Source organism: Desulfocurvus sp. DL1XJH-121, from assembly GCF_054819825.1.
In genome coordinates, this window is the sequence record NZ_JBTVWW010000002.1 from 278,812 (window position 1) to 295,083 (window position 16,272).

At 67.0% G+C, this 16,272-nt stretch carries 15 protein-coding genes; 7 read left to right on the plus strand and 8 right to left on the minus strand.

The genetic code is table 11. From position 1 onward, the window contains the following. Positions 1-16: 16 nt before the first annotated feature. A complete protein-coding gene (locus ACYYG1_RS02750) occupies positions 17-310 on the minus strand; it encodes an ArsR/SmtB family transcription factor (RefSeq protein ID WP_461208737.1) in 294 nt (97 codons plus the stop codon). 498 nt (positions 311-808) lie between these two features. On the opposite strand from ACYYG1_RS02750, the gene ACYYG1_RS02755 reads away from it, so the two are divergent. Further along, the gene (locus ACYYG1_RS02755) at positions 809-1,051 is read left to right on the plus strand and encodes a hypothetical protein (RefSeq protein WP_461208738.1); all 243 of its coding nucleotides are present in this window, start codon (positions 809-811) and stop codon (positions 1,049-1,051) included. Positions 1,052-1,477: 426 nt separating this feature from the next. Here the strand turns inward: ACYYG1_RS02755 and ACYYG1_RS02760 are convergent, their stop codons facing one another. After that, positions 1,478-3,934: a SulP family inorganic anion transporter gene (locus ACYYG1_RS02760; RefSeq protein WP_461208739.1), complete on the minus strand. Its 2,457-nt coding sequence runs from the start codon at positions 3,932-3,934 to the stop codon at positions 1,478-1,480. A gap of 254 nt (positions 3,935-4,188) precedes the next feature. Here ACYYG1_RS02760 and ACYYG1_RS02765 point away from each other — a divergent pair, with 254 nt between their 5' ends. Then, on the plus strand, positions 4,189-4,662 hold the full coding sequence (locus ACYYG1_RS02765) for a rubrerythrin family protein (protein ID WP_461208740.1): 474 nt from the start codon (positions 4,189-4,191) through the stop codon (positions 4,660-4,662). 271 nt (positions 4,663-4,933) lie between these two features. On the opposite strand, the gene uvrA is transcribed toward ACYYG1_RS02765, so the two are convergent. Together uvrA and ACYYG1_RS02775 are read right to left on the minus strand one after the other, a co-directional pair. After that, a complete protein-coding gene (gene uvrA, locus ACYYG1_RS02770; RefSeq protein WP_461208741.1) occupies positions 4,934-7,687 on the minus strand; it encodes an excinuclease ABC subunit UvrA in 2,754 nt (917 codons plus the stop codon). 128 nt (positions 7,688-7,815) lie between these two features. Continuing rightward, on the minus strand, positions 7,816-9,201 hold the full coding sequence (locus ACYYG1_RS02775) for an MATE family efflux transporter (protein WP_461208742.1): 1,386 nt from the start codon (positions 9,199-9,201) through the stop codon (positions 7,816-7,818). A 180-nt stretch (positions 9,202-9,381) separates the two neighbouring features. Between ACYYG1_RS02775 and ACYYG1_RS02780 the strand changes: the two genes are divergently transcribed. From ACYYG1_RS02780 to ACYYG1_RS02795, 4 genes are all read left to right on the plus strand, one after another. Then, positions 9,382-9,843 carry an Lrp/AsnC family transcriptional regulator gene (locus tag ACYYG1_RS02780; RefSeq protein ID WP_461208743.1) on the plus strand — a complete coding sequence of 154 codons (462 nt, stop codon included), beginning with the start codon at positions 9,382-9,384 and terminating at the stop codon, positions 9,841-9,843. Between the two features lie 15 nt (positions 9,844-9,858). Then, entirely contained in the window at positions 9,859-10,101 is a 243-nt protein-coding gene (locus tag ACYYG1_RS02785) for a cupin domain-containing protein (RefSeq protein WP_461208744.1), read from the plus strand. 70 nt (positions 10,102-10,171) lie between these two features. Then, a complete protein-coding gene (locus tag ACYYG1_RS02790) occupies positions 10,172-10,645 on the plus strand; it encodes a hypothetical protein (RefSeq protein ID WP_461208745.1) in 474 nt (157 codons plus the stop codon). A 26-nt stretch (positions 10,646-10,671) separates the two neighbouring features. Further along, positions 10,672-11,316 (plus strand): cyclase family protein, encoded by a 645-nt coding sequence (locus ACYYG1_RS02795; RefSeq protein ID WP_461208774.1) that lies wholly within the window; start codon positions 10,672-10,674, stop codon positions 11,314-11,316. A 105-nt stretch (positions 11,317-11,421) separates the two neighbouring features. Here the strand turns inward: ACYYG1_RS02795 and ACYYG1_RS02800 are convergent, their stop codons facing one another. Genes ACYYG1_RS02800 through ACYYG1_RS02810 form a run of 3 tightly spaced genes read right to left on the minus strand, consistent with a single transcriptional unit; the run spans position 11,422 to position 15,236 of the window. Then, complete coding sequence (locus ACYYG1_RS02800; RefSeq protein ID WP_461208746.1) at positions 11,422-13,350, minus strand: ATP-binding cassette domain-containing protein; 1,929 nt, start codon at positions 13,348-13,350, stop codon at positions 11,422-11,424. A gap of 2 nt (positions 13,351-13,352) precedes the next feature. Further along, a complete protein-coding gene (locus ACYYG1_RS02805) occupies positions 13,353-13,847 on the minus strand; it encodes a YajQ family cyclic di-GMP-binding protein (RefSeq protein WP_461208747.1) in 495 nt (164 codons plus the stop codon). A 39-nt stretch (positions 13,848-13,886) separates the two neighbouring features. Continuing rightward, complete coding sequence (locus ACYYG1_RS02810) at positions 13,887-15,236, minus strand: DEAD/DEAH box helicase (RefSeq protein WP_461208748.1); 1,350 nt, start codon at positions 15,234-15,236, stop codon at positions 13,887-13,889. 358 nt (positions 15,237-15,594) lie between these two features. Here ACYYG1_RS02810 and ACYYG1_RS02815 point away from each other — a divergent pair, with 358 nt between their 5' ends. Further along, positions 15,595-15,939 (plus strand): cupin domain-containing protein, encoded by a 345-nt coding sequence (locus ACYYG1_RS02815; RefSeq protein ID WP_461208749.1) that lies wholly within the window; start codon positions 15,595-15,597, stop codon positions 15,937-15,939. A 4-nt stretch (positions 15,940-15,943) separates the two neighbouring features. Here ACYYG1_RS02815 and ACYYG1_RS02820 read toward each other — a convergent pair whose 3' ends face one another. Continuing rightward, positions 15,944-16,213 (minus strand): hypothetical protein, encoded by a 270-nt coding sequence (locus tag ACYYG1_RS02820; protein WP_461208750.1) that lies wholly within the window; start codon positions 16,211-16,213, stop codon positions 15,944-15,946. Between the last annotated feature and the right edge of the window lie 59 nt (positions 16,214-16,272).

Genomic DNA, 16,272 nt, shown 5'->3' on the forward strand with positions numbered 1-16,272 from the left:
TTTGTCGTAAAAAAATCTACCCTTCCCGCACCGAGGTGATGCACTGGAAGAAATTCAAAACGCAGGGCGTGCGCAGGCGGTAGAAGACCTGCTTGCCGCGCTTGTCGTCGGCCACGATGCCCACGTTCTTGAGCACCGACAGGTGCTTGGACACCGTTGACACGTCCAGGCCCACCATGTCCGTCAACTCGCACACGCAGCGTTCGCCATGGGACAGCTCCTCCACCATGAACAGGCGCACGGGATGGGCCAGGGCCTTCATGATCCCTGCCCGGGCCTCGTATTCGGGTTTGTGGTAGATGCTGCGCATGGGTGCTCCGTTGAAACATTTGGCAAAATGACCAAACGTAAGTTTGGAATAACCCTTCGGCTGGGGAGCGTCAAGGGGTGGGGGTGGGGAAAATTGAAGGGAGACGTGATGCTTTCGTAAGGGCATGTAATAATGGCGATACTGTTTCTGTCGTGGTGCAAAACCACTTCTGCCCTCCCGCCCGCCCACCGCGTTCCCTCGCGGGTAGGGCGTTGGTCTGTCGGGAATGAGGGGAGGGAGGTGACGCGGCCGCGCCCCATGCGTGTACGGGGGGCTTCGCTTTTCTGATTACCATCACAGCCGTTGCGCCCCCCGCACCCGCCTGGGGCGCTGGCTCGCCGCGAGGGTGCGGTCCCTCAATGATTCATCCCCGTCGTGTCGCGGCACAGGTGATGCCGTCCCGTCGCACGAGTCCGGCTCCGCTTCGCTGATTTCCATCACAGCCGCTACGCCGGGCAGCGCGCCGGGGCTTGGGGAGTCCCGGAGGGCGGGGCGCGAATGGTGCTGCGAACCATGCCGGATAATCATGAAGTGAATATCGCGGCGGGGCTTGGAGGTCTGATGACCCGGCGCTGGGTAGTGCGGCAATTTATGGATAAGAACCGTAGCGTCGGGCAATGTCCAATGATCCTGACCCTCATCCGCTCAACGTCCAAGCTCATCAGCCGATTTCAACAGCGCACACCCATACCCACCCCGGAAATCGGGACCGTAAAGCGAATTCCCGGGCGTACCGTGTAGCCCGAGGAATTACGCAGGGACCACCTGCACCCTCGGCGTCATGACCCTGCGGCCACTCTCTTCCAGCAGCACGACTGTCGGACGCACATGCCCACCCCTTGCATCGGGGCGATAGGGGCGACGCGGAGGCGTATCGCGTAGCCCCGCCAAAGCCCCTGCCCCGCCGACACGCATGGCCTTCACGGGAAGACACGCCTCGGAGCGGCCCAATAGTATCTTTGGCCCGGTAACGCCCCCACTCCAAAAGGGGGGCAGGGGAGTCCAGAGGGGCCTGGGGGGCTCGCCCCCCGGCCCCTTTGGCAGCTGGTTCAAATGCGAAAGCGTTTGAACCAGCTGTCTTGCGCCAGCGAGCCTATTCCTCCCCAAAAACAAAAAAGCCCGGCCCCCATCTCGGAGGCCGGGCCTAAAAATCAAATCCCCCCCTGCTCAACGCATCAAATCGCGAATCGTGGCGTTGGCCCCGGCCACGCGGTCCGCCAGCAGACTCACGATGAACCGGTGGATGGCCGAGGCGATTTCCGGGCGTTGGGTCTGCAGCAGACTCATGACTTTGGCCGACAGGCGGTGCAGCACGCAATCCTCGGCCGCCACGATGGACGCGGTGCGCGGGGCCGAGGTGTACAGGCCCATTTCCCCGAACACTGTGCCCGGGCCCATCTTCTTCAGGCGGTGCATGCGCCCGCCCTCCAGCTCCAGCTGCACGTTCACGGTGCCGCTTTCGATGAAATACATGCTGTCCGAGGGGGCGCCCTGCTTGAACACGGGGTCGCCCTTTTTCACGCGCACCTGCCTGAGGATCTTCATCAGGGCCGGGATGTAGCGCTTTTCCGGGAAGATGGGCGCCAGGAGCTCGGACAGGGACTGCTTGTTGTCGCGGAGCAGGCCCGCCCTTTCCAGGAGCTGGTTCTCGGCCCATTCCAGGGCGTAGTCCAGGGACACGACCATGGTGGAGCCGTTCTTCATGTCGTCCAGCACGCATCCGGCCCGGGCGAGCTGGGATTGCATCTCAAAGGGCACGTTGGCGAAGATCAGGGTGTAGCCCTGGCGCACGGCCGTCTGCTTGAGCTTCACGAAATTCACGGCCACGGACGAGTCAAGCCCGCTGATGAAGGTGAAGTCCAGGATCACGTAGCGCAGGCGCGGGCGATCCACGTCCTCGGCCCGGCGGTGGATCATGTTGGTCAGGCCGTTGGTGGTGCCCAGGAAGATGAATCCCTGCAAGGTCATGGCGTAGATGGAATCGCCGTGTTCCTTGAGCAGGGCGATCTGCGCGGGGCCGCGGTCCACGCTGCTGTGGAAATGGGCCCCGGACATGTCGTGCTTTACCACGCTCACGGACCCGTAGCGCCCGGCCGTGACCAGCACGGCCAGCCCGGCGGCCACGGCCAGCCCGGTGAGCAACCCCAGGGATACGGTTAGCAGGAACACCAGCCACAGGGCGGCGAAATCGCCCTTCTGGGTGAAGCGGCCCTTGGACTCCAGCAGCCAGCGCCAGATGAGGCCCAGGCCCAGGGCCACCAGGATGCCCGAGGCCAAGAAGCGCGGGATGAAGGGCAGGATCTCGTGGGCGTAGAACAGCCCCGGGACCAGCACCAGGCCCGAAATCAGGCCCGAGGAACGGCCCCGCGCGCCGGCGGAGCGCCGCGCCAGGCTGCGGTCGTGGGAGATGGTGCCGGGCATGCCCCCGGCCAGGGCGCTGAGGATGTTGCCCAGGCCCAGGGCCGTGAACTCGCGGTTCAGGTTCAGGGGCCGCGAGTCCATGCTCTCCATTTCCGTGACCCGGACCATGGCCGAGGCCACCATCAGCCCGGCCAGGGCGATGAAATGCCCGCTGTGGCCGAGGATCACCAGCCAGTCGATGCGCTCGAGGAACGAGGCGTCGTAGAATTTGGTCCAGAACAGGTCCGGGACGTAGGGCTGGAATACCAGGCCCAGGTTCCGCGCCTCGTCCAGGCTCACGCCCTGGAGGTGGAGCCAGCCGAAGAATCCGCCCACGCTGGCCGCCACCAGGAGCAGGATGAAATAGGAATTGCGCACCCAGCGCAGCACGCAGAACAGGCAGAACCCGAAGGCCGCGGCCGGCATCCATTTCACGTATTGGCCGGGGTCCTGGGCCAGGAGCAGCAGGTCGGCGGCGCTGTCCTGGGCGGGCAGGGTGAGGCGCATGCCCACGGCCACGATCATGACGCCGATGCCCGCCAGCAGCCCGCCGATGGCCTGGATGGGGATGTAGCGCGTGTAGTCGGCCCGGCGCGTGGCCCCGGCGGCCAGCAGGAACAGGCCCGTGAGCATGGCGCCCGCGCAGGCTGCGGCGATGATGGTGGGGTACACGGCCTGGGGATCGCCTCCGGCCATGGACCGGCGCACCGAGGTCAGGATCAGGAACAGGAACAGCCCGGCCAGGCTCTCGGGGCCGGCGGCGGAAAATGTGATGCTGCTGCGAAACGAGACCACCAGGCTCATGATCACGGCGCAGACAAGGGCCATGCTCACGGCGTGTGGGAAGTGCGCGGCCAGATCGCCGTCCGGGAAGATCAGCCCGGCGATGGCCACGGAGATCAGGAACGTGAGCAGGCCGGAGACGCCTCCGGCCAGGATGTTCTTGGCCGCTCCGCCCTCGAAGAAGCCCGGCGTGTCGTCCGGCGGGGGCGGGCCGCCTGCGGCCAGGGCCTCTTCCAGGTCCGTGGCCGGGCCTTCGCCCGCGGTTTTTTGGGGCTGGTCCCGGGGCTCGGGTTCGCCGATGACGTCCTCAAGGCCCAGGTCGTCCGCGTCGGGCTGGATGACGTTGACGTGGCTGCATTTGGGACAACGGACCTTTGCGTCCAGATAGGCTTCCGGTACGGTCTTGTTGAACCCGCAGTTTTCGCATTGCAGTACTGCCACCAGCCTCGCTCCTGTGAGGATAATTCACCTTCCATATAAACCCGTTGCGGGGTAAAGCGCAACGTCCGTACTCTCCTATCGGCATAAGGCGCGCAAAGCTGAGGGCTTGGCACTGGCATGGCAGGAAGCGTAGGGATAACAGCCTGGAATTGAAAGGGAAACAAAAATCCATTTTTCCGGATTTTCGCTTGACGGAGCGCCGGACGGGCGATAAAAGATATCAGTAACTTTTACCAATAAGGAGGAATCCTCCCATGTCCAAGACTGAAAAGAATCTGAAGGCCGCCTTTGCCGGAGAGTCCCAGGCCAACCGCAAATACCTTGCTTTCGCCGACAAGGCGGACAAGGAGGGACACGCCGCGGCCGCCGCCGAGACCGTGCACGCGCACAACCATCTGCGCGCCCTGGGCGGCATCGGAACCACCGAGGAGAACCTGAAGGAAGCCCTGGGCGGCGAGACCTACGAGTTCACCGAGATGTACCCGCCCATGATCGAGGACGCCGAGGCCGAAGGCAACAAGGCCGCCCTGATCAGCTTCACCTCCGCCAACACGGTGGAGGCCACCCACGCGGAGTTGTACAAGAAGGCCCTGGAGACCCTGGACGACCCCGAGCCCGTGGACTGCTACTACGTCTGTTCCGTGTGCGGCCACACCGTGGCCAACCACGCCCCGGACACCTGCCCGGTGTGCAAGGCAGCGGCCAAGGCCTTCAACCGCATCGACTAGCAGGCCGTTGAAAAACAGCGATCTGCTGCGTTGCTGCGAGCAATACGAAACCTCGCGTATTGGGATACGCGTCGGTTTCGCATTGCCCTTGCGCCTTGCATCTCACTATTTTTGAACGGCCTGCGAAGAGGATTCGTTCAACAGATTGAGATGGATTTCAGGAGGCCCCGTCCGGGTTCGGGCGGGGCCTTCTGTTGTCTGACGGCCCATGAAAAAGCCCCCTGCATCGTGCGGGGGGCTTTGCTTTTGGTTCGAGGCTCCGGCGCGGGGGTCAGCCCAGGAACTTGCCGGTCACGGAGTTTGCGTCCTTGGCGATGTCCTCGGGGGTGCCCTGGGCCACGATGCGGCCGCCGTTCTCCCCGCCGCCCGGGCCCAGGTCCAGGACCCAGTCCGAGGCGCGCACCACGTCGAGGTTGTGCTCAATGACCAGCACGCTGGCACCCTTGTCCACCAGGCGGTGCAGGACCTTGATGAGCTTGCCCACCTCGTGCATGTGCAGGCCCGTGGTGGGTTCGTCCAGGATGTACAGGGTGCCGGGCAGGCTGCGCTTGCCCAGTTCGCGGCTGATCTTGATGCGCTGGGCCTCGCCGCCGGACAGGGTGGTGGCGGGCTGCCCCAGGCGCAGGTACTCCAGGCCCACCTCCTGGAGCACGGACAGCCGCCGCACCAGGGTGGGGTGGTTCTCGAAGAATTGCAGGGACTGGCGCACCGTGAGGTTCAGGACCTCGGAGATGTTCAGGCCCTTGAAGGTCACGTCCAGGGTCTCGCGGTTGTAGCGCTTGCCCTCGCAGACGTCGCACTTCACGAACACGTCGGGCAGAAAGTGCATCTCCACGCGCACGTAGCCGTCGCCCTGGCAGGCCTCGCAGCGCCCGCCCTTGACGTTGAAGCTGAAGCGCCCGGGCTTGTAGCCCCGCTGGCGCGAGGCCTTGGTGCCCGCGAATATCTTGCGGATTTCGTCGAAGATCTTGGTGTACGTGGCCGGGTTGGAGCGCGGGGTGCGGCCGATGGGCGTCTGGTCGATGGAGACCACGCGCTCGATCTGGCCGAGGCCCTCGATGCCCGCCAGCTGCCCGGGGGTGTCCACCTTCACGCCCTGGTCCAGGGCCAGGTGCTTGTACAGCGTGTCCATGACCAGGGAGCTCTTGCCCGAGCCCGAGACCCCGGTGACGCACGTCAGCGTGCCCAGGGGAATGTCCACGTCCAGGTTCTGGAGGTTGTTGGTGGTCACGCCCTTGAGGGAGAGGAATCCCTTGGGCTCGCGGCGCTTGTCGGGGATTTCGATGGCCATGTCCCCGCGCAGGTACTTGGCCGTGAGGCTGTCCTGGCTCTTGAACAGCCCGGGCACGTCGCCCTGGTAGACGATCTCGCCGCCCAGCCAGCCGGACCCGGGGCCCAGCTCCACCACGTGGTCCGCGCTCTTGATGGTGGCCTCGTCGTGCTCCACCACCAGCACGGTGTTGCCCCGGCCCTGGAGGTCCCGCAGGGTCCCCAGCAGCCGGTCGTTGTCGCGGGGGTGCAGGCCGATGGATGGCTCGTCCAGCACGTAGGTCACGCCCACCAGGCCCGAGCCCAGCTGCCCGGCCAGGCGGATGCGCTGGGCCTCGCCGCCGGACAGGGTGGACATGTTGCGGGCCAGGGACAAATAGTCCAGGCCCACGTTGACCAGGAAGCCCAGGCGGTGGGTCAGCTCCTTCATCAGGGGCTCGGCCACCGGGGCCTGGCGCTCGCTGAAGGACAGCTCGCCCAGCCAGGCCAGGGCCCGGCGGATGGGCAGGCTGGTGAAGTCGAAGATGGACAGGCCCTCGACCTTGGCGGCCAGGGACTCGGGCCGCAGGCGCGCGCCGTCGCAGGCCGGGCAGGGCCGGGCCTGGCGGAAGCGGGACAGCTCGTCGCGCCAGGCGTAGCCGAAGCTCATGCCCGTCTCCAGCATGTTGACCACGCCCTCCCAGTCCCCGTCGCCGAAGAACAGGGCCTTGGCCGCCGCCTCGCTGAATTCGGTCAGCGGCGTGTCCATGGTGAAGCCGTGGGCCTTGCCCAGCTTCTTGAGGTCCCCGGCGTAGCGCGCGAACACGCGCGGGTTCTTCCAGGGGATGACTCCGCCCTGGGCCAGGGACAGGCCCTTGTTGGGGGCCAGGAGCGCGGGCTCGAAATAGTCCACGCTGCCGATGCCCGAGCACACGGGGCACGCGCCCTGGGGGCTGTTGAAGGAAAAGAGCTGCGGCGAGAGCGCGGGCAGGCTCACGCGGCAATGGGCGCACACGGACTCGGTGCTGAAGGGTCTAATTTCCCCGTCCCGGTCCCCGCCCACCACGGCCACGGACAGGCGGCCCCCGCCGTAGCGCAGGGCCAGCTCCACGGAGTCGGCCAGCCGTCCGCGCATGTCGTCCTTGACGACGAGGCGGTCCACCACCAGCTCAACGCTGTGCTTCTTCTTGCCGTCCAGCTCGGGCAGGGGCTCCAGGTCCAGGACCTCGCCGTCCACGCGCACACGGGCGAAGCCCTCGCCGCGCAGCTTCTTGAGGCGCTCGGCGTGGGCGCCCTTCTGGTGTTCCACCAGGGGGGCCAGGAGCAACAGCCGCGTGCCCTCGGGCAGGGCGCGGATCTCGTCCACGATCTCGTCGGAGGTCTGGGAGCGGATGGGCCGCCCGCACTGGGGGCAGTGCATCACGCCCAGGCGCGCGTAAAACACGCGCAGGAAATCGTAGATCTCCGTGACCGTGCCCACGGTGGAGCGCGGGTTGCGGGACATGGTCTGCTGTTCCAGGGAAATGGCCGGGGACAGGCCCTCGATCTTGTCCACCTTGGGCTTGTCCATCTGCGGCAGGAACTGGCGCGCGTAGGCGGACAGGGACTCCACGTAGCGGCGCTGGCCCTCGGCGTAGATGATGTCGAAGGCCAGGGTGGACTTGCCCGAGCCCGAGGGCCCGCAGATGACCACCAGCTGGCCGCGCGGGATGTCCAGGCTCAGGTTCTTCAGGTTGTGGTGGCGTGCGCCCTGTATGCTGATCTGCTCGTGGCTCATGGTCGTTCGTCGGGTTCTCGTGTTCCGGAAAGGTTATGCCGCCCGGGCGGCGGGTGCGGGTTGAAGTGTAGTCACTTGGTGGGGAAAGGCAAGCAAAATAGGAATCATTCCTAATATTGGGATCCGGTTCAGTCCTCTTCCACGACCCGCAGCTTTTTCCACGCTCCGGAGTGGAACCGGAGCCACACGGCACCGGAGTAGATGATCAGGTAGAGCACCAGGCAGGACCAGGCCGGGAAGAGCCCCAAGCCCAGGACCACCACCACGAAATATACGGGCAGGATCAGGCCGAAAACCGTAAGCGCCCCGGCCAGGAGCATGGTGAAGCGCGTGTCCCCGGCACCCTTGAGCCCGCCGGAAAAGGCGATGGCCGCGCCGTCGAACACGGTGTAGGCCACCACGAACATCAGGAGCACCCGGCCCGTTTCCGCGATGGGCGCGTACTGGGCAGCGGTGTAGGCCGAGGGCTTGAACGCGGCGAGCAGCGGCCCCGGGGCCAGGATGAACACCGCGCCCACCAGCAGCCCGAAGAACACGCAGAGGTGCAGGCAGCTCAGGGTGGCCTGGGCCCCGTCCCCGGGCCTGCCCGCGCCCATGGCCTGGCCCATGAGGGTCTCGGCGGCGATGTGCAGGCCGACCATGGGCAGGAAGGTGAAATGGTTCAGGGACAGGACCATGTTGGTGGCGGCCAGCTGGTCCGTGCCCAGGCGGCCGACCATGAGCACGAAGCCCATGAAGCCCACCACGTCCAGGAACATCTGCAGGCCTCCGGGCACGCCGAAGCGCAGGAGCCGCGCCATGAGCGCGGCGTCCGGCCGCCAGGCGGAGCGGGTGCGAAAGCGGGCTTCGTGCCGCTGGCTCAGCACCAGCGCGACGAACAGGACGGCGGCCAGCCCCCAGGAGATGACCGTGGCCCAGCCCGCGCCCTGGATGCCCATCTCCGGGAAGCCCCAGGCCCCGTTGATCATGGCGTAGTCCAGGGGGATGTTCAGGGCCGCGCCCGTCATGTTCACCAGCATCACGGGCCGGGTCAGCCCCCGGCCGGAATAGAAGGTGGACAGGGCCACGGCCACTATGTTCAGCCCGGAGCCCAGGCAGAGGATGCTGAAATAGTCGGTCTCCATGGCCTGCACCGCGGGCGTGTGCCCGGCCAGGGCGAAGAGCGGCCCGCCGCACGGCCCGGCCAGGGCCATGAGCGCGCCGAAGCCCAGGGCCAGCCAGACCCCCTGCCACACGGCCGCGCCCAGGCGCTCGGGGCGGCCCTGGCCCGTGTACTGGGCCACGAACACGTTGACGTAGCTGACGATGCCCATGAACAGCGCCATGAGGGTGAAGTTGGACAGGCTGCCCGAGAGGGAGGCGGCCAGGGCGTCCAGGGAATAGCGGCCCAGGAACATGCGGTCCGTGAACTGGGTCACGGTGGCCGAGATCATGCTGGCCATGAGCGGCAGGCCGATGTCCAGGACCCGGCGGTATCCGTTGGGCGCGCTCCAGCGGCGGGCGAAGGGGTTCATGAGGCGGTTCTCCCTGGGGTTGCGGCCCCGAGGCTTTTCCCCGGGATGCGGACAATAGGGGGGCGGGGGGAGGCTGTCAACGCCGCTTGACAACTTCCGCGATATCGCGGGCCCGATTTGACGATTTGTTGTTTACAAGAGCATTTCGTTTACGTATCGAAAACAAAACGAGGTTTATTCATGACGATTGATGAGATTGACGCCCAGATACTGACGATGCTCCAGGAGAACGCCCGCCTGTCCAACGCCGAGGTGGGCCGCCGGGTGGGGCTCACGGCCTCGGCCGTGCTGGAGCGCATCCGCAAGCTGGAGCGCGGCGGGGTGCTGCGGGGCTACGCGGCCCAGGTGGACCCGGAGGCCGTGGGCCTGCACGTGCTGGCCCTGGTGGCCGTGCGCCTGTCCCCGCACCGCATGGCCCGGGCCGTGGGCCAGCGGCTCACGGAGCTGCCCGGCGTGCAGGAGGTCCTGCACATGACCGGGGAGGACTGCTTCACCGTGAAGGTGCGCTGCGCGGACACCGGGGCCCTGGAAGAACTGGTCATGGCCATCAACGACATCGAAGGCGTGACGGGCACGCGCACGTCCATCGCCTTCCGCGCCCTGCGCGAGAGCCTGCGGGTGCCCGTGGGCGCGCAGGGTTGAACAGAGGAGGAAGAAATGCGCAACGAGAAGGTCAACATCGAGGAGAAGTTCAGCCTGTTCGACGACCTCTGGCACCCCAGGATCGTGGCCCAGGTGAACGACACCCACGTCAAGCTGGGCAGGATCAAGGGCTCCTTTGAATGGCATTCCCACGCCAGGGAGGAGGAGATGTTCCTGGTGGTTTCCGGGAAGATGGTCCTGCGCTTTCGCGACCGCGACGTGGAGCTGGGGCCGGGCGAGCTGATGGGCGGATCATGATGATCGAGCCCGCGGGCACCGTGAACACCGGGGGCAATGTGTCCGAGCGCACGGTGGAGGCGGAGTGGATATGAGGGACGTGATCCTGAGCGAGGAATGCGGGCTCAGGCCCGTGCGTTTCCTGGAGCTGCTCGCGTTCGGGGACTGGCGCGTGAAGGTCTACGGCATCGCCTACGGCCGCGACGCGCCCAGGCCGGAGCTGGTGGCCTGCGCGCGGGATTTGGCGCGGCGCGTGTTCCCGCAGACGAAGGACGGCGGGCCCTACGGCGCGGGCTATCTGGGCGTGAACGACGGGCGCGGTGTGAACTTCGTGTTCGCGGACTGGTGGACCGGGGAGAACGAGGTGCACCACCGGGTCTTCGTCTCGCCCACGGATAAGCCCGAAGCTCTGGAAGAAGTCACGGCCACGGGCGTGTGCGCCTGCGTCTGGGATTTGCGGGTCATGTGCTTTGAACGCGAGGCCTGGCTGCGCCACGTGCTGCGCAACCCCCAGGGCCCGGACCTGGCCGCCTACCTGGACGACCGCCTGGACTGCATGGCCTGAATCGAGCGCCAGGAAAGGATGTGAAGATGTTTTTCGACCTGTCTCACGAGATCAGCGAGGGCATGACCACCTACCCGGGCCTGCCCGCGCCGAGGATCACGGACCACATGAGCCGCGAGGCCTCCCGGTCGCATTACGCGCCGGGCACCAGCTTCTACATCGCGAACATCGAGATGTGCGCCAGCACGGGCACCTACATGGACGCGCCCTTCCACCGCTACGCGGACGGCGGGGACCTGGCGGACTTCGATCTGGCCCGGGTGGCGGACCTGCCCTGCACGGTGGTGCGCGCCCAGGGCCAGCGCGCGATTACGGCCGAGTTTTTCCAGGGCCTGGACGTCGCGGGTCACGCCGTGCTCGTGCATACGGGCTGGTCCAAACACTGGGGCACGGACGCCTACTTCGGCGACTACCCCTATCTGACCAGGGACGCGGCCCTTCTGCTGCGCGACGCCGGGGCCATGCTCGTGGGCGTCGACTCCGTGAACATCGACAGCACCGCCGACCCCGAACGCCCGGTGCACAGCATTCTGTTGCGCGCGGACATCGCCATCGTGGAGCACATGACCGGCCTGGAAAACGTGCCCGACACGGGTGCGCGCTTCTTCGCGGTGCCCCCAAAAATACGCGGCCTGAATTCCTTTCCGGTGCGCGCCTTCGCCGTCACCTAGAAGCAAGACCGCCCGGGGCCGCGCGCGGCCCCGGGCGTAGAAACGTTCTTGAAGGGGAGCGCGAGGGGGAACTTCTTTCAAGAAGTTCCCCCTCGCATTGAAAGCTCAGTCTTCCGTCAATTTCTCCAGCCTGTTTTCGATCCATTCCCAGCGCTCCAAAGCCTGCTCCAGGGCGGCTTCCACGTCCTGCAGCTCCTTGGCCGCCGTGGAGATGGCCTCGGCGCCCTTGGCCATGAACGCGGGGTCGGACAGGCGGTTTTGCAGCGTTGTCTGCTGCTCTTCCAGGGCGTCCATGCGCGCGGGCAGTTCGTCCAGTTCCCTGGCCAGCTGGTCGCGTTCGCGGGTTTCCGCGTAGGTCAGCTTGCGTTTGGAGCTGGGGGCCGCCTTGTGGCGCACGGGCTTGATCCTGGGCTTGGCCAGGGCCTCGGGTTCGGGCTCGGGACGCTGGCGGAGCCAGTCGTCGTAGCCGCCCACGTATTCGTGGACCACGCCGTGGCTTTCCAGGGCCAGGGTGGAGGTGGCCACGTTGTTCAGGAAGGCGCGGTCGTGGCTGACCACGAGCACGGTGCCCGAGAAATCCAGGAGGCGCTCCTCCAGGAGGTCCAGGGTCTCGGCGTCCAGGTCGTTGGTGGGCTCGTCCAGCACCAGCACGTTGGCGGGCCGGGTGAAGAGCTTGGCCAGGAGCAGGCGGTTGCGCTCGCCGCCCGAGAGCACGGACACGGGCACCATGGTCCGGTCCGGCGGGAACAGGAAATCCTTCAAATAGCCCACCACGTGCTGGGTGCGGCCGCCCACGGTGACCACGTCGTTGCCCTGGGCCACGTTGTCGCGCACGGACTTGTCCGGGTCCAGCTCGGCGCGGTGCTGGTCGAAGTAGGCGATCTCCAGGTTGGTGCCCAGGCGCACGTCCCCGCTCTGCGGGGCGAGCTTGCCCAGGAGCAGGCCCAGGAGGGTGGTCTTGCCCGAGCCGTTGGGCCCGATGATGCCCACCTTGTCCCCGCGCAGGATGGAGGTGGAGAAGTCCTTGATGACGGGCTGGCCATTGTAGCCGAAGGTCATGCCGTGGATCTCGGCCACCAGCTTGCCCGAGCGCTCGGCCTCCTGGATGCGCATGCGCACCTCGCCCTGGTGCCCGCGCCGGGCCGCGCGTTCGCGGCGCATCTTGACCAGCTCGCGGACCCGGCCCTCGTTGCGCGTGCGCCGGGCCTTGATGCCCTGGCGTATCCAGGCCTCTTCTCGGGCCAGCTTTTTGTCGAACTCGCGGTTGTGCTTGTCCTCGGCGTCCAGCTGTTCCTGCTTGCGGGCCAGGAAGGTGTCGTAGTCGCAGGCCCAGTCGAAGAGCCTGCCCCGGTCCAGCTCGATGATGCGCGTGGCGAGCTTGCGCAGGAGCATGCGGTCGTGGGTCACGAAGACCAGGGACTTCACGGACCTGAGCAGGAAGTCCTCCAGCCAGGTGATGGACTCGATGTCCAGGTGGTTGGTGGGCTCGTCCAGCAGCAGCAGGTCCGGCGCGCTGGCCAGGGCCCGGGCCAGGAGCGCCCGGCGCTTGAGCCCGCCGGACAGGATGTCGAAGGGGGCGTCGGGGTCGAGCTTCAGGCGCGAGAGCACCGTGTCCACCACGCCCTGGGCCTCGAACCCGCCGTCGGCGTCCAGGGCCTGCTGGGCGTGTTGCAGGCGCGAGAGGGCGGCCGCGTTCCCGGGGTCGGCCTCCAGGTCGCGGGCCGCGGCGTGGTAGGCGGCCAGGGTGCCGCCCAGGCGGCCGATGCCCGACACGGCCACGTCGAAGACCGTGCCCGGCAGGGTGGCGGGCACCTCCTGGGGCAGGCGCGCCACCTTCAGGCCCTGGGCGCGCGTGATCTGCCCCGAGTCCGGGGACTGCTCCCCGGCCAGGATGCGCATCAGCGTGGACTTGCCCTCGCCGTTGCGGCCCAGGAGGCACACGCGCTGCCCAGGTTCGATCTGCAGGCTGGCGTGGTCCAGAAGGAGCGGGCCCCCGAAGGTCAGGGAGGCGTCCCGCACGCTTACCAGCGACATAGCTACTTCTTCATGTTCACGTATTGCAGGGGGATGTCCAGCTCCTCGGCGTTCAGGGCCTGGATCACGGCCTGCAGGTCGTCCAGCTGCTTCCCCGTGACGCGCACCTGGTCGTCCTGGATGGCGGCCTGGACCTTTTTCAGCTTCATGTCCTTGATGAGCTTCACGATGTCCCGCGCGGTGTCCTTGTCGATGCCTTCGCGGATCTTGATCTCCTGCTTGACCCGGCCCTGGGAGGTGGGTTCCTCCTGGCCGAACTCCAGGACCTTGGGGTCAACCTTGCGGCGCACGCAGTGGGTGATGAGCATGTCGCGCACCGCGCGGACCTTCATCTCGTCGCCCGTGACCAGGCTCAGACGCTTGTCCTTGCGGTTCAGGTCCAGCTCCGTGGGCACGTTGCGGAAGTCGAAGCGCGTGGCCAGCTCCTTCAGGACGTTGTTCACGGCGTTGTCCACTTCCTGCAGGTCCACTTTGGACACGATGTCGAATGAGGGCATGTCGTGTTTCCTCCTCGAATGGGGATGGGGGGTGCTTGGTTAGGCCCGGTTGCCGGGTTGGGCCTGGGAGGCGTTGCCGCGCCCGCGTCCGCCGCGCCGCCTGGAGGGACGCTTGGCCTCGCCGTCCTGGCCGGCGGCCTGGGCTCCGCCGCCGCGCTGGCCCCGGCCCTGCCTGGGGGCGGCGCCGTCCTTGCGGGGAGCGGGGCTCTTGCCGGCGTTCCGGGGGCCGCGCGGCTGGCGCGGGGCGTTGTCGTCCAGCTTGGCCGGGGCGTTGTAGTCGAAATCGCCCAGGGTCACGCGGCGCAGCTTTTCGCCCATGGCCCGCTCGATGGCGCGCACCGTGGCGGCGTCCTCGTCGGTGACGAAGGTCAGGGCCTCGCCGTTGCGCTGGGCCCGGCCCGTGCGGCCGATGCGGTGGGTGTAGTCGTCCACGGTGTTGGGGATGTCCAGGTTGATGACGTGGGTCACGCTGGCCACGTCGATGCCCCGGGCCGCGATGTCCGTGGCCACCATGATGTCGTAGCGCCCGGCCTTGAAGCCGGAGAGCGCCTCCTGGCGGCGGTTCTGGGACAGGTTGCCCTGCAGGCAGGCGGCCTTGTGGCCCATGCGCTCCAGTTGCTGGGCCAGGCGCTTGGCGCGGTGCTTGGTGCGGGTGAACACCAGGACGGAGCCGGTGCGCGTGCCGGCCAGCACGTGCTTCAGCAGCTGGGTCTTCAGGTGCTGGGGCACGGGATACAGGGCGTGGGCCACGGTCTCCACGGGCTTGGCGAAGTCGATCTTGACCTCCACGGGGCTGTTCAGGGCCTCGTCGGCCAGCTTGCGGATGTCCTGCGGCATGGTGGCGGAGAAGAGCATGGTCTGGCGTCCCTTGGGGGCCGCGCGCAGGATGCGGCGCACGTCGGGCAGAAAGCCCATGTCGAACATGCGGTCGGCCTCGTCCAGCACGAGCACGTCCAGGTCGCCGAGCTTGGCGTTTCCTTCGCTCATGAGGTCCAGGAGCCGCCCGGGGCAGGCCACGGCGATCTCCGCGCCGCGCTTGAGGGCCTTGATCTGGGGGTTCTTGCCCACGCCGCCGTAGATGCACACGGTGCGCAGATCCGTCTCCTGGCCCAGGGTCTTGAATTCGTCGGCGATCTGCTCGGCGAGCTCGCGGGTGGGGGCTACCACCAGGGCGCGCAGGCGGCCGCGCGGGCCCTCGGACAGGCGCTGCAGCGCGGGCAGCACGAAGGCCGCGGTCTTGCCCGTGCCGGTCTGGGCCAGGCCCAGGAGGTCCTTGCCGGCCAGGGTGTGGGGCAGGGCCTTGGCCTGGATGGGGGTGGGTTCGGTGTAGCCCGCCTTGCTGACGCCTTCCCGCAGGGCGGGAATCAAATCGAATTGATCGAAAGTCATGAAAATCCTATTGTCAAACATGAAAACACAGCCGCGCCGCAAAGAGCGGCGGGGCGCAAAGGGACGATGACACTCTATCGGTCATCCTTGGTGCGCTCGTGATCGTGTGAGGGGGATCTGAGGCGGGGATAGACACGGTTCGGCGGCTCGGCAGAGCCCGCCGGGGACCGGGCCCGACAGACGTGTACCGGCTCTATATAGGGATAATATCCGTTCTGTAAAGGCCTGAATTCGGCCCGGCGCACATTTGCCGTTGATCGCCGGCGTTTTTGACCTGGGTCAATGGCGTCCGCGCGGCCGGGGCCTATCGTATTGCATACCGGGCGCGTCACGCCCCCGGATACAACAGGAGGAACCCATGCAGCTCATGAAGAACATTCCCCTTGCCCAGGCCCTGGAGATGGCGGCCCTGGTGGATTACGAGGAGGGCCGGGTGGTCAGCCGGACCCTGGCCCAGCAAAACGCGGTGAACGTGACCCTGTTCGCCTTTGACGCGGGCGAGGGCATCAGCGCCCATTCGTCCCCGGGCGACGCCCTGGTCCTGGTGCTGGACGGCGAGGCCCGCGTCACCGTGGGCGGCGAGGATCACGCCGTGGCCGCCGGGCAGTGCATCGCCATGCCCGCCGGGGTGCCCCACGCCCTGGACGCGGCCCGGCGCTTCAAGATGCTGCTGGTGGTGGTCAAGCCCGGGGAGCTTGGCTGAGGCGTCATTTGCGGGACTTGTCGAGCTTGCCGGCGATCCACTGGGAGAGCTTGTAGGACGCGAAGAACCAGATAGCCAGCACGACCCCGCGCGCCGCGAGGTGGTCCTGGAAATAGCCCGCCCGGGGCAGGTAGGCGGCGGCCATGAACACCAGCATCAGCCAGATGATGAGCTGGGTCAGGTGGGCGGCGCTACGGATGACGCGCCGCCTGCGGCCCAGGAACAGGCCCGCCAGCCAGACGGCCACGCAGGCCAGGATCAGCAGTTTGAGCATGGTCCCTGGGACCTACACGCTCCACGCCCGGCGTGCAACATTCGCAGGCCGTTCAAAAA

Coding starts and splice junctions, on each gene's coding strand:
- ACYYG1_RS02790 (WP_461208745.1), top strand. CDS start 10,172: ATGAGGGACGTGATCCTGAGCGAGGAATGCGGGCTCAGGCCCGTGCGT.
- ACYYG1_RS02765 (WP_461208740.1), top strand. CDS start 4,189: ATGTCCAAGACTGAAAAGAATCTGAAGGCCGCCTTTGCCGGAGAGTCC.
- ACYYG1_RS02815 (WP_461208749.1), top strand. CDS start 15,595: ATGCAGCTCATGAAGAACATTCCCCTTGCCCAGGCCCTGGAGATGGCG.
- ACYYG1_RS02785 (WP_461208744.1), top strand. CDS start 9,859: ATGCGCAACGAGAAGGTCAACATCGAGGAGAAGTTCAGCCTGTTCGAC.
- ACYYG1_RS02755 (WP_461208738.1), top strand. CDS start 809: ATGGTGCTGCGAACCATGCCGGATAATCATGAAGTGAATATCGCGGCG.
- ACYYG1_RS02805 (WP_461208747.1), bottom strand. CDS start 13,847: ATGCCCTCATTCGACATCGTGTCCAAAGTGGACCTGCAGGAAGTGGAC.
- ACYYG1_RS02800 (WP_461208746.1), bottom strand. CDS start 13,350: ATGTCGCTGGTAAGCGTGCGGGACGCCTCCCTGACCTTCGGGGGCCCG.
- ACYYG1_RS02750 (WP_461208737.1), bottom strand. CDS start 310: ATGCGCAGCATCTACCACAAACCCGAATACGAGGCCCGGGCAGGGATC.
- uvrA (WP_461208741.1), bottom strand. CDS start 7,687: ATGAGCCACGAGCAGATCAGCATACAGGGCGCACGCCACCACAACCTG.
- ACYYG1_RS02820 (WP_461208750.1), bottom strand. CDS start 16,213: ATGCTCAAACTGCTGATCCTGGCCTGCGTGGCCGTCTGGCTGGCGGGC.
- ACYYG1_RS02780 (WP_461208743.1), top strand. CDS start 9,382: ATGACGATTGATGAGATTGACGCCCAGATACTGACGATGCTCCAGGAG.
- ACYYG1_RS02775 (WP_461208742.1), bottom strand. CDS start 9,201: ATGAACCCCTTCGCCCGCCGCTGGAGCGCGCCCAACGGATACCGCCGG.
- ACYYG1_RS02810 (WP_461208748.1), bottom strand. CDS start 15,236: ATGACTTTCGATCAATTCGATTTGATTCCCGCCCTGCGGGAAGGCGTC.
- ACYYG1_RS02795 (WP_461208774.1), top strand. CDS start 10,672: ATGTTTTTCGACCTGTCTCACGAGATCAGCGAGGGCATGACCACCTAC.